Source organism: Vibrio sp. Vb1166 (assembly GCF_033338695.1).
GTDB classification, from domain to species: Bacteria; Pseudomonadota; Gammaproteobacteria; order Enterobacterales; family Vibrionaceae; genus Vibrio; species Vibrio alginolyticus.
This window is the reverse complement of sequence record NZ_JAWOTE010000003.1, coordinates 226,731-239,031: the sequence shown is the minus strand read 5'-3', so window position 1 is coordinate 239,031 and position 12,301 is coordinate 226,731. Positions and strand designations below refer to the sequence as shown.

10 protein-coding genes are annotated in these 12,301 nt (G+C 46.3%); 8 read left to right on the top strand and 2 right to left on the bottom strand.

The window, feature by feature from the left end:
• Nucleotides 1–165: 165 nt before the first annotated feature.
• From R7E51_RS05455 to R7E51_RS05425, 7 genes are all read left to right on the top strand, one after another.
• The gene (locus tag R7E51_RS05455; RefSeq protein ID WP_203345634.1) at nt 166–588 is read left to right on the top strand and encodes a hypothetical protein; all 423 of its coding nucleotides are present in this window, start codon (nt 166–168) and stop codon (nt 586–588) included.
• Between the two features lie 135 nt (nt 589–723).
• Nucleotides 724–2,115 (top strand): TolC family protein, encoded by a 1,392-nt coding sequence (locus R7E51_RS05450; protein WP_206957803.1) that lies wholly within the window; start codon nt 724–726, stop codon nt 2,113–2,115.
• 164 nt (nt 2,116–2,279) lie between these two features.
• The gene (locus R7E51_RS05445) at nt 2,280–3,998 is read left to right on the top strand and encodes an efflux RND transporter periplasmic adaptor subunit (RefSeq protein WP_017821517.1); all 1,719 of its coding nucleotides are present in this window, start codon (nt 2,280–2,282) and stop codon (nt 3,996–3,998) included.
• Between the two features lie 2 nt (nt 3,999–4,000).
• Nucleotides 4,001–7,180, top strand: coding sequence for an efflux RND transporter permease subunit (locus R7E51_RS05440; protein WP_017821518.1), 3,180 nt, complete (start codon nt 4,001–4,003; stop codon nt 7,178–7,180).
• Nucleotides 7,181–7,257: 77 nt separating this feature from the next.
• Entirely contained in the window at nt 7,258–7,824 is a 567-nt protein-coding gene (copI, locus tag R7E51_RS05435; protein WP_017821519.1) for a copper-resistant cuproprotein CopI, read from the top strand.
• 326 nt (nt 7,825–8,150) lie between these two features.
• A complete protein-coding gene (locus R7E51_RS05430) occupies nt 8,151–9,002 on the top strand; it encodes a carbenicillin-hydrolyzing class A beta-lactamase CARB-56 (RefSeq protein ID WP_017821520.1) in 852 nt (283 codons plus the stop codon).
• Nucleotides 9,003–9,284: 282 nt separating this feature from the next.
• Nucleotides 9,285–10,334 carry a sensor domain-containing diguanylate cyclase gene (locus tag R7E51_RS05425; RefSeq protein WP_021707655.1) on the top strand — a complete coding sequence of 350 codons (1,050 nt, stop codon included), beginning with the start codon at nt 9,285–9,287 and terminating at the stop codon, nt 10,332–10,334.
• Nucleotides 10,335–10,446: 112 nt separating this feature from the next.
• Here R7E51_RS05425 and R7E51_RS05420 read toward each other — a convergent pair whose 3' ends face one another.
• Nucleotides 10,447–10,599, bottom strand: a complete 153-nt coding sequence (locus R7E51_RS05420; RefSeq protein WP_005375418.1) for a hypothetical protein — start codon at nt 10,597–10,599, stop codon at nt 10,447–10,449.
• Nucleotides 10,600–10,845: 246 nt separating this feature from the next.
• Here R7E51_RS05420 and speG point away from each other — a divergent pair, with 246 nt between their 5' ends.
• Nucleotides 10,846–11,385: a spermidine N1-acetyltransferase gene (speG, locus tag R7E51_RS05415; protein WP_005375417.1), complete on the top strand. Its 540-nt coding sequence runs from the start codon at nt 10,846–10,848 to the stop codon at nt 11,383–11,385.
• A 47-nt stretch (nt 11,386–11,432) separates the two neighbouring features.
• Here speG and R7E51_RS05410 read toward each other — a convergent pair whose 3' ends face one another.
• Nucleotides 11,433–12,230 (bottom strand): hypothetical protein, encoded by a 798-nt coding sequence (locus R7E51_RS05410; RefSeq protein ID WP_017821522.1) that lies wholly within the window; start codon nt 12,228–12,230, stop codon nt 11,433–11,435.
• Nucleotides 12,231–12,301 lie beyond the last annotated feature (71 nt).

Sequence of the window (12,301 nt, the reverse complement as noted above, 5' to 3'; positions counted from 1 at the left end):
TCGGTGTTTAACAAACGTTTTACTCCCTCGAAAGTGCGAAAACTGAAGGGTTGGACTATTTTGATAATAAGAGTAATAAATGATTGACCTTACCCTTAGGTTAACCTTTAGAATCGAAGGGTTTTCATCATTTTCATCATTTTCATCAAGCACATGGGAAAGGGTATGCACTTAAAATCGCTGCATACAATCTGGTTAACTCTCTTCACGACGCTAGTGCTATTGGTATCTAGTGTGGCGAACAGTGAGCCGTTGATGAATATTCAAATGATGTCTACAGGCATGGCTCACCATCCTTCCATGATGAGTGACAGCGAACACTGCGGTATGCCTGGCATGATGGACGTCTCCATGACAGACGCTTCTATGTCCGAAGATGGCAATGCAAGAAAAACCAGCATGAACTGTGGTGGAGGCTCCGGCATGGTTCATACCTGCTGTACTGCCGCGTGTACGATAGTTTTCGTCCCCCTACCGAATCCTGTCAATAGCCCGATGCCCGTCGTCTATCGCGCAACTATTACTCCTGAAGTTGCTTCCCCAGTCGTACACGTCAGCCGCGACCTGTACCGACCTCCTATAGCCTAAATCCGTCCTAGCATTCGACCCTGCACATGTATCGCAGGTTGTTTTAATGCGCCTGAACGATGAGGTAACAAGGCTTTACTGTTCCCGCAATAAAATCCGCACCTCCATCGATCCGGCGAACACTGGATTTAGATTATGGATATCAAACCATACCGCTTAGCTGCACCTATTTTTATGATGGCTCTGGTCGCTGCGCCTACCTTGGTAAACGCCGCAGGAAAAGAGACGCACGCAGCGCAAAATTCCGCATCAAGTGAGCGAGCTTCAACGACCAAGCTTGCCCAACTGATCAACGTCGCTTTGAGTAACGATGGCAATCGTAAGCAATACTCAGCGCAATCTGCTGCCATGCGTGAAACGGGCGTCGCGAGTGCGACCTTGATGGACCCAAAACTAAAAGTAGGTTTTGGTGGCTTGCCTGTCGACAGCTTCAAATTCGATGAAGACCCAATGACCAACATCTCCGTTGGTTTAATGCAACAGTTTGAGCGTGGCTCTACGCTTGATTTACAGCAGAAGAAAGCCAATCAACAAGCCGACGGCCTTGGGCTTCAAGTGCATGCTCGTGAGCTTGAGGTAGCCAACAGCATGACTCAACTTTGGTTAGAGCTTGGTTACCAGCAACGCGCTGAGCAAATCATGCTTGAGAATCGCAAGTTGATGAAAGAAATGGAAAGCTTTATTCAAACCAACTATTCGATTGGTAAGAGTGAAGCGCAAGATCTGCTCAACGCCCAACTTCAAGTCAGTAAATTGGATGAGAAACTGCAAGCCAACGCACAAATGCAACGTCGTCTTATCTCTCAACTCTCCGAATGGTTGGGATCAGACTGGTTGGCAAACGAAGAGGCTCTGCAAGCGAGCAATCAACTTAATTGGGACACACTGAACAGCAAACTTGCTGCCAGTCAGGGTTCCACCAAACATTATCAGCAACTCAGCCAACACCCGATGGTTAAGATGGCAGACGTCAGCATTTCTGCCAATAAAACGCAGGTGGAAATTGCTGAGCAAGCCTACAACCCACAATTTGGCGTCGAAGTAATGTACGCCTACCGCCAAGCCGACAACATGATGGGTGAGCCCGCCTCTGATTTGGTTAGCGCTTACCTCACCATGGACATTCCGCTGTTCACAGGTGACCGCCAAGATCGCAATCTTGCTGCCGCTCAATACCAAGTTGGCGCGGCACAATCGCAAAAAGACACCTTACTAACGCAGATGAATGCCAAGGTGAACACTTTGCTGGTTGATCGCGGCAACTTAACCCAACGCTTAGAACGTTATCAATCCACCTTATTGCCTCAAGCGAAAGCGCGCATTCAAGCCGTTGAGCGAGGTTATCAAAACAACACAGCGCAGTTTAACGATGTGATTTCTGCCACCACAGACGAGTTGGCTCTGCAATTAGAGCAACAACGTCTGCTGACCGATCTCAACATCGCAAACAGCAATTTAGCCACCCTACTCGGTGGTTTCGACTACCAAGTGGCTTCACCGGAAGCTCGCTCTATTTCGACATATTAATTTGTGATTCCCCAAGACAGTTGGGGCTACAGCTAGGCGGCAAACGAGAGAATCCCATGAGCACTTTCCCTAACAAACTAAGGGATCCTCTATGTGATTTGGGTGAACGAGAGCAGGCAACAACGCTGTAGCGTCAAATGTGAAGGGGAAAATAAGGTAAAACAATGAAAACATTAAAAATTGCAACTATCGCGCTGATTGTTGGTGGTGCTTTAGGGTTTGGTGCTAATCATTTTCTTGCGGGCTCGACTCACGACATGAGTGCGATGGGTGGCGAATCTGCTGCAAGCTCTAATGATCCGCTTTACTGGGTTGCCCCAATGGATCCGAATTACAAACGCGACAAGCCGGGTAAATCCCCAATGGGCATGGATTTGATTCCGGTTTACGCAGAAGACCTATCCGGCGAACAGGACGCACCTGGTACGGTGACTATTGACCCTTCAGTAGAAAACAACCTCGGGGTTAAAACCGCAAACGCGACACTGCAACAGCTATCACCACGCATCGAAACGGTTGGCTATATTGCCTTTGATGAAAGTCTGTTATGGCAAACCAACGTTCGTGTGGCGGGTTGGGTAGAAAAACTCTACATCAATGCCGTGGGCGAGAAAGTGAAGAAAGGCGATGTGCTTTTCACGCTTTACTCTCCAGAACTGGTTAAAGCACAAGAAGAATTGCTGAATGCGTACCGCACTGGCCGCAAAGGTCTTGTAAAAGGCGCGACCGAACGCTTGGTAACGCTTGGTGTTGACCGCGCTCAAATCAAATCCATTACTCGTAGTGGTAAAGCATCGCAAACCATTGAAATCAAAGCGCCTGCTGATGGCGTTATCGCGAGCTTAAACGTGCGTGAAGGTGGCTATTTGTCTCCTGCTCAAGCGGTGATCAGTGCAGGTCCTTTGGACAATGTATGGGTTGATGCGGAAGTCTTTGAGCGTCAAGCGCACTGGATGAAAGCGGGTTCTCAAGCCACGATGACCCTTGACGCGATTCCGGGCAATGAATGGCAAGGTGTCGTAGATTACGTGTACCCAATCCTCGATCCGAAAACACGTACGTTGCGTGTGCGCCTTAAATTCCCTAACCCAGATGGCGCATTGAAGCCAAACATGTTCGCCAATATTGCCTTGCAGCCTGTTACTGACCACGCAGTATTAACGATTCCTAAATCATCTGTTATTCGCTCTGGCGGTATGACTCGCGTTGTTCTGGCTGAGGGCGAAGGCAAATACCGCTCAGCTCGAATTGAAGTTGGCCGTGAAGCTGGCGAACAAATCGAAGTATTACAAGGACTTAAACAAGGCGATAAGATCGTTACTTCATCTCACTTCATGCTCGATTCTGAATCAAGCCAGTCGGCGGATCTGTCTCGCATCAATGGTGTAGAAGCAGCGGCAGAAACGGCATGGGCCAAAGGTGAGATCACGGATGTGATGAAAGATCACCGCATGCTGACCATCAACCACCAGCCTGTACCAGAATGGGATTGGCCGGGCATGGTAATGAACTTCACTTTCGCAGATGGCGTTGAAATGGGTGACTTGAAAAAAGGTCAGGCTATCGAATTTGAAATGCAAAAGACGGAGTCCGGTCAGTACCAAATCATCGACTATAAGGCAGACAACAGCGTCATTGCCGCAGAAGTTTGGCTAACTGGTGACATTAGCATGCTGATGACTGATTTTGGCATGATCACCTTAAACCACCTACCGGTTGCAGAATGGAACTGGGATGCTGGCGAGATGAACTTCTCTGTGGGTGAAGATGTTGATCTATCGGGTTTTGAAGAAGGACAGAAAGTTCGGTTTCTAGTTGAAAAACAAGGATCTGACTATGTTCTTAAACAGCTAGTTCCTGCAACAATAGCCGTCGAGGGTTAATTATGATCAATGCAATTATTCGTTGGTCACTGAGCAACCGATTCCTAGTGTTGGTCGCGACCTTAGCCCTTGTATTAGGCGGACTTTACAGTGTAAAGAATACGCCTGTTGATGCGATTCCGGATCTTTCTGATGTGCAAGTGATCATCAAGACAAGCTATCCGGGTCAGGCTCCTCAAGTCGTCGAGGATCAAGTCACTTACCCACTCACCACCGCCATGCTTGCCGTGCCAGGCGCTGAGACAGTTCGTGGCTACTCCTTCTTTGGTGACTCTTACGTTTATATCATTTTCAACGATGATACCGACATGTACTGGGCACGTTCACGCGTGTTGGAGTACTTAAGCCAAGTAGCACCAAAGCTGCCACCGAACGCAAAACCAACGCTAGGTCCTGATGCAACGGGTGTGGGCTGGGTTTACAGCTACGTATTACAGGACAAAACCGGCAAGCATGATTTGGCGGATCTTCGCAGCCTGCAAGACTGGTTCTTGAAATACGAATTGCAAACCGTGGATGGCGTTTCTGAAGTCGCGACCGTGGGCGGTATGGTGAAGCAGTATCAAGTGCAGATTGATCCTGCCAAGCTGCGTGCGTACAACCTCACTTTGCAACAAGTGAACATGGCAATCCAAAACGGCAACCAAGAAACCGGCGCGTCCGTTATCGAAGTTGCGGAAGCCGAACACATGGTTCGTACCACGGGTTACCTAACCAGCATTGAAGACATCAAGTCACTGCCGCTAAAAGTCACTGAGAAAGGCACGCCGTTGCTATTAGGTGATATCGCAGACATTAACCTTGGTCCACAAATGCGCCGTGGTATCTCAGAGCTGAATGGCGAAGGTGAAGCGGTCGGTGGCGTTATCGTGATGCGCTTTGGTGAAAACGCCAGTGAAGTGATTGCGAAAGTCAAAGACAAACTCGCAGACCTACAACGCAGCCTGCCAGAAGGCGTGGAAATTGTGGCAACCTACGACCGCTCTACCCTTATCGATTCAGCGGTAGAAAACCTATGGAAGAAGCTTGCAGAAGAGTTCATCGTCGTTGCGATTGTGTGTGCGTTGTTCCTATTCCACATTCGTTCTTCGTTGGTTATCGCTCTGAGCCTACCGGTTGGTATTCTTAGTGCGTTTATCGTAATGCATTGGCAAGGCATCAATGCCAACATCATGTCTTTGGGTGGTATTGCGATTGCCATCGGTGCCATGGTGGATGGTGCAATCGTGATGATTGAAAACGTTCACAAGCACATTGAACGAACGCCACTGACCGATAAAAACCGCTGGCAAGTGATTGGTAAAGCCGCAGAAGAGGTTGGCGCACCGCTGTTCTTCTCGTTGCTGATCATCACTCTTAGCTTCGTACCGGTGTTCGCCTTAGAAGGCCAAGAAGGCAAGATGTTCTCGCCACTTGCCTTCACTAAGACGTACGCCATGGCAGCGGCAGCAGGTTTGGCAATCACGCTCGTGCCTGTGCTTATGGGCTACTTCATTCGCGGTAAGGTGTTACCGGAGCACAAAAACCCAGTTAACCGTGGCTTGGTCGCATTATACCGTCCGCTGTTGAACACCAGCTTAAAATACCCTAAGACCATGATTGTTATCGCATTAGGTCTGATGGCATCGGCTTACTACCCAACCAGTAAACTGGGTAGCGAGTTCATCCCGCCGCTGGATGAAGGCGACTTGATGTACATGCCAACGACCTATCCGGGTATCTCAATTGGTAAGGCGCGTGAGCTTCTACAGCAAACCAACAAACTGATCAAAACCGTTCCAGAGGTGAAAACCGTATGGGGCAAGATTGGCCGAGCTGAGACCGCAACCGATCCAGCGCCACTCACCATGATTGAAACCGTGATTCAGTTGAAGCCACGCGATCAATGGCGTGAAGGGGTAACAACCGAGTCACTGCGCAAAGAGTTCGACAAGCTGGTTCAGTTCCCTGGTCTTACTAACGCTTGGGTAATGCCGATCAAAACGCGTATCGACATGCTGGCAACGGGCATCAAAACCCCTATCGGCATTAAGATCGCCGGACCTGACCTGAAAGTGATTGAGAAGATCGGTTCTCAGTTGGAGCCAATTCTTAATGGCGTACAAGGCACCGCATCGGTTTACGCTGAGCGTGTAGCAGGTGGTCGTTATGTCACGATCGACATTAAACGTCGTGCCGCAGCGCGTTATGGCTTAAGCATCAAAGACGTTCAGCAAGTGATCTCCACTGCGGTGGGTGGCATGAATGTGGGTGAAACCATTGAAGGCTTGGAGCGTTACCCAATCAACGTTCGTTACCCACAAGACTACCGTGATTCAGTGGTTAAACTGCAAAACCTACCTTTGGTGACACCAAATGGCGCCCGTATTGCGCTGGCTGATGTAGCGGACATTCGTTACGAAGACGGCCCTCCGATGATCAAAACGGAAAACGCGCGTCCAAACGGCTGGGTATTTGTCGACATCGATGGTCGTGACCTTGGCTCTTACGTCGTAGAAGCGCAACAGGTTGTTGCTGATCAATTGGAACTTCCTGCGGGTTACTCGCTGGCTTGGTCTGGTCAATACGAATACATGGAGCGTGCGAAAGACCGCTTGAGTGTCGTGGTACCAATCACCATCGCCATCATTATGCTACTGCTTTACTTCAGCTTCCGTCGCGTTGGCGAAGTGATGATCATCATGCTTACCCTACCGCTCGCTATGGTCGGTGGTTTATGGCTCATGCATATCCTCAACTACAACTTCTCGATTGCCGTTGGGGTCGGCTTTATTGCCCTAGCAGGCGTCGCGGTTGAAATTGGGGTCATCATGCTCGTCTACCTCAACCAAGCATGGCACTACAAAAAGCTGGATGCGGAAGAGAGCCAACAGAAGCTTGAAGCGAAAGACCTAACTGATGCCATTCGTGAAGGTGCAGGCCTGCGTGTTCGCCCAGTAATGATGACGGTACTGACGGTCATTATTGGTCTGATTCCGATCATGTACGGCGAAGGTACAGGATCAGAAGTAATGCAACGTATCGCCGCGCCAATGATTGGCGGTATGGCATCGGCACTGCTGCTGACACTGTTGGTACTTCCAGCCATCTTCAAGCTGTGGAAACAACGCGAGTTGCGCCAAAGCAATGCAACTAATCACCAAGCTGGCACACAAGCTAGTGATGTAAACAACAACGCTTAATCCCTACCTTTCCCTCAAACATGTCGTTTTGAGGGGAAGCAACCAAGTTATTAATGAATTAAAACAAGGATATGAAAATGAAAAAGACACTAATCACGCTTGCTCTAGCTCTAACAACAACGACTGCGTTTGCCCAAATGGATCATTCAAACATGGACCACGCAAACATGGATCATAGCAACATGAAGCATGAAAATATGGACCACGGCAGCATGAAGATGGACCACAGTAAAATGGACCATTCAAATATGATGGATATGCCGGGCATGTCGGCAGTAGGTATGCCAGCGAAAGGGGCAAAGCCAGACAAGGTGGTACACGTAATCTTGGGTGATGACATGACCATCAAGTTCAAGAAAGACGTCAAGATTGAGCCAAACGATGTGGTGCAGTTTGTAGTCATGAACACAGGTAAGATCAACCACGAGTTCACGATTGGTTCTGCCAAAGAGCAGTTAGAACATCGCGAAATGATGAAGACAATGAGCGGCGATCACATGCATGACTCAGGCAACGCAGTTACGGTAGAACCAGGTAAAGCGAAGCAATTACTGTGGCACTTCCACGGTGACAACAAGGTTGAGTTCGCGTGCAACATTCCGGGCCATGCAGAATCGGGCATGGTTAAAAAGATTGAACTGTAAGTAATTATCCAACTAGACAAAGGAGCTGATGATTCAGCTCCTTTTATTTCTCTGGATCAAACTATTCGTTAGCTCATGATAAGAAATTCTGAGCCAGTGTCTCACGCTAAGATATTTTTATGACCGAATCACCGACGTAATATATAAGCCAAACTACAGGCCTTGATAGCAACACTCTTCTCCCCATATTGAGACCGTTTAAGCGTATTGCAAAGAATCCTACATAAAATAGACATAGATTTAACAGTGTTTAGAGTATTGGCTCGTTATAGTTTACGTGACATCGCTACGGTGCGAACTAAAACTAAAATTGAAGAACACGATCCATGAAAAAGTTATTTTTGTTGGCTGGGCTAATGGTTTGCTCAACCCTAAGTTACGCGTCCCAACTGAATGAGGACATTTCTCTCCTCGAGCAACAAACCTCAAGCAGAATTGGGGTGTCAGTTTGGGATACCCAAGCAGACGAGCGTTGGGATTACCGTGGCGATGAACGCTTCCCACTCATGAGCACATTCAAAACCCTAGCTTGTGCCAAAATGCTAAGTGATATGGACAGCGGTAAGCTAAGTAAAAATGCGACCGCAAAAGTCGATGAGCGCAGTATCGTTGTATGGTCTCCAGTGATGGATAAGCTCGCAGGCCAAAACACACGCATAGAGCACGCGTGTGAAGCCGCTATGTTAATGAGTGATAATACTGCAGCCAACTTGGTATTAAATGAAATTGGCGGCCCTAAAGCCGTAACAATGTTTCTGCGAACAATTGGAGATAAAGCAACGCGCCTAGACAGAATAGAACCTCGCTTGAACGAAGCCACACCAGGCGACAGCCGCGATACAACCACACCTAACGCCATACTAAACACTCTGCGAACCTTGATCGAAGGCGAAACGTTGTCTTATGAGTCTCGTGTACAATTAAAAATCTGGATGCAAGACAACAAAGTTTCAGACTCGTTAATGCGTTCTGTATTACCAACAGGTTGGTCTATTGCAGACCGTTCTGGTGCGGGTGGTCATGGTTCGCGTGGCATTAACGCGATTATATGGAAGGAAAATCATCGACCTGTTTACATTAGTATTTATGTCACAGAAACCGAGCTCTCACTTCAAGCTAGGGACCAGCTCGTTGCGCAGATAAGTCAGTTGATTTTACAAAAGTACAAAGACAATTAAGTCTCTACTCACCTGACCCCATTTGTATCCTTTTCTAGCCCTTCTCTTCCAGAAGGGCTCATTCTGTACTTCCATCTTAAAAACATCACTTATTGAGTAATGACTTACTTATAAATAGGTATAAGATTTACTTATTTAGGGTGAGTTAACGCCCACATTAAGCAACCAAATGCACACAAACGGCGATAATTAAACCATACTCTTACCAAGAAGCACATTTTCTACAAAATAGCTTCACGTAATTTATTGTTGGTATTTGCAACATTGCCAAGGAGATGTCTATTGAGACTTGAAAGAACTTTTAACCCTGATGACTTATCGATGCAAAACATGGAAAGTCCGATATGTATGCCGATAGGGTTTGTTCACTTTTTAGCTCAATCGGAAACACTACAGCAAGTACTTGATACGGTGGCAGAATGGATAAATCGTATATTTAATTCTGACCGTGCGAGTATCACACTTTATGAAAACAATGATCATCTAAAGGTCTACTCTTTCTCTGGTAGTAAAGCGATTCCCGCTGAATTTTTAGTGCCCATTCATCAAGCGTTTGTTGGCCGAGTGTTCAAAAAGCAACAACTGATGATCTGCGATGATGTTACGCAATCTGATGAGATCGATTGTATGATGCTCGCATCCAATGGTATGGGTACGTGTATGGACGCGCCTTTAATGCACGGTAAAGTCTGCCTAGGAACGCTTAATGTTGCGCATCATCAAACGCACATTTACACAAACGAACAAGCGGCACAGCTTCAGTGCATCGCTAATTGGATTGCTTTAAACATTGCCCTTCATATACAGATTATGAAGATGGAGCACCTCGCCACGACGGATGATCTAACAGGTATTCCAAACCGCAGAGAGTTCATGCGACAAATCGAAAGCCGCCTAAATGAATACCGAACCCAGGGCATTGACTTCCATGTTGCTATTTTAGATCTCGACAATTTTAAAAGCCTCAATGACCGATTTGGTCATGACGCAGGCGATAAATCACTGATCCATGCAGTTAATACTATTAAAAGTCATCTACTTGATTGTGACTTACTTGCCAGAGTTGGCGGTGAAGAGTTTGCCATCGTATTAAGAAGTCGCTCATCACAGCAAGCTCTAGACACATTAGAAACGATTCGTAATGCACTAGAAACGACGACCGTTCAACATTCAGGTTGTGATATGAGCTTCACCGCGAGTATTGGGGTAACTCAAGTCTGTCGTCTCGACGACTCATTTGAACCATTAGTTAAACGCGCCGACTTAGCACTTTACAAGGCAAAAGAAACTGGAAGAAATCGCGTTGAGTTTCATATTGGTGAAGAAAGGTAGAAAAAATAAAAAAAGGTAGCGACTCATTGCGCTACCTTTTATCGATTCTAACCCGCTTAAAATAACTAATACGAACTTTAAGCCAGTTAAAAATAAGAATGAGCAAATTTAATTATGCTTTCTTAAGATCTTTAGCTGGGTAAGTTAGTGTTTTTTCGCCTGCTTTTACATGTGTGTAAAAACCGCCACTGCTTAAACCTGTAACAACCATTTCGCCAAGATCGATACCTTTAGTCGCTACTACTACGTCACCGATTGAAAACATATTGAATACCTTGTTTGTTTAGATTAAGACACTAAGTCGTTGCGCGGTATTTAATACGATATTAGGCAAAGCACCTAATCGAGTTTTTTATCGTAAAGATTAATTTATATTTGTCGTGAACTCTAAGTTTCCACATTGAAAATCACAGGATATTTTCCAAAAAAAGATGCGCTATTCTTGTGAAATACGGTAATATTTTCTAGCATCAAGTGCGGAGGTATTCTCCGCCCTCATTGGAGAAAAATGATGAAGAAAGGCCTAAAAATGCGTGCATTAGAGCGTTCTGATTTGCGCTTTATTCATGAACTGAATAACAACCGAAATATCATGGCCTACTGGTTCGAAGAACCTTACGAGTCTTATGACGAGCTCGAAGAACTTTATCGAAAACATATACATGATGACGCTGAAAGGCGTTTTGTCGTCGAAGATGAAGACGGCATCGTAATTGGCTTAGTTGAGCTGATCGAGATTAACTACATTCACCGCAGCGCGGAATTTCAGATAATCATCGCCCCAGAGCATCAAGGCCGAGGTTATGCGACAGAGATGATTAATCGTGCGTTAGATTACTCATTCTCAATTCTTAATCTACGTAAAATCTACTTATTAGTCGCAGTGGATAACGAAGTCGCTATTCACTTATACAAAAAGTGCGGCTTTATCGAAGAAGGTCACCTTGTAGAAGAATACTTTATTAACGGCGCTTACAGCGATGTTAAGCGCATGTATATATTAAAACACCAGTACCAGAAAAAGATCGAAGAAAACAACTCAATTCACTAGTTCATTCTATCAAAGTAAAAACGCAGCTATTTGGGCTGCGTTTTTATTTATTCAAATTGATATTGATATGATAACACGATGCGCTTGTCTGCTTCATCCAAATAGGTGTTGTTGTCCATGACAAACGTCATTACGTTAAAAGAGTGGCGTTTGCTCACGAGGTAACCAAGACCAATACCACCAAAGAAGCCTTTGTAGTTCTCTCCTTCACTGTTTTCTGAGCCGTAAGTGCCTGCTGCGAAGCTGATTAACGTCAGCTCTTTGGTAAACAATTTCAGCGCAAATGCACCAACGTAACCGCTACTGCCTGAAGAGCTCATCATGTTGAAGCCATTCTCTGCACTTGGCGTCCCCGTAAAGTTAGGCTCGCTACAGAGACTACTTTCTGCACCGTCACAAACAGGAACATCACCAGTGTTGTACGTATAGCCTGCCATTGGGAAAATTTGGAAGCCTGCTGGCTCAATCCCGAAATAACTTAGCGGCATAAAGGTACCAACGCTGTAGTTGGTTTGATCCGCGCCGTTTACGTATTCATTTTTACCGAAGTTGAAGTTCACGATACCGACCGGAAACAACCACGAGCCACCAATACGCCACTCGCTCGCATCATCATTGATACGCAGGTTAATTTTGCGCGCTTGGTCAAGCGCAAGTGAGCCCGAGAATGAGATGTTTTGATCATCAAAATCGTAGTTGTTTGCGTACGACGCGCCAAATTTCGTGATGACTTTTGTTGGGTCATCCGCCAACTTGTTTTTATTGTCTTTTACTCGATGCTCGGCACCATGAGCCAGCGTACTAACCAACAAAGTCGTACACACTAACGCTAGTTTATTTTTCATTTTTTAGTCCTTTGAGATGTTGAATACCCGCACTTAGCTGCGCAGATACTTTTTGAATCATCACTCACTGG

What these genes read in the sequence shown, in the direction of transcription:
- R7E51_RS05455 (WP_203345634.1), top strand. Translation starts at nt 166, where the DNA reads ATGCACTTAAAATCGCTGCATACAATCTGGTTAACTCTCTTCACGACG.
- R7E51_RS05450 (WP_206957803.1), top strand. Translation starts at nt 724, where the DNA reads ATGGATATCAAACCATACCGCTTAGCTGCACCTATTTTTATGATGGCT.
- R7E51_RS05445 (WP_017821517.1), top strand. Translation starts at nt 2,280, where the DNA reads ATGAAAACATTAAAAATTGCAACTATCGCGCTGATTGTTGGTGGTGCT.
- R7E51_RS05440 (WP_017821518.1), top strand. Translation starts at nt 4,001, where the DNA reads ATGATCAATGCAATTATTCGTTGGTCACTGAGCAACCGATTCCTAGTG.
- copI (WP_017821519.1), top strand. Translation starts at nt 7,258, where the DNA reads ATGAAAAAGACACTAATCACGCTTGCTCTAGCTCTAACAACAACGACT.
- R7E51_RS05430 (WP_017821520.1), top strand. Translation starts at nt 8,151, where the DNA reads ATGAAAAAGTTATTTTTGTTGGCTGGGCTAATGGTTTGCTCAACCCTA.
- R7E51_RS05420 (WP_005375418.1), bottom strand. Translation starts at nt 10,599, where the DNA reads ATGTTTTCAATCGGTGACGTAGTAGTAGCGACTAAAGGTATCGATCTT.
- speG (WP_005375417.1), top strand. Translation starts at nt 10,846, where the DNA reads ATGAAGAAAGGCCTAAAAATGCGTGCATTAGAGCGTTCTGATTTGCGC.
- R7E51_RS05410 (WP_017821522.1), bottom strand. Translation starts at nt 12,230, where the DNA reads ATGAAAAATAAACTAGCGTTAGTGTGTACGACTTTGTTGGTTAGTACG.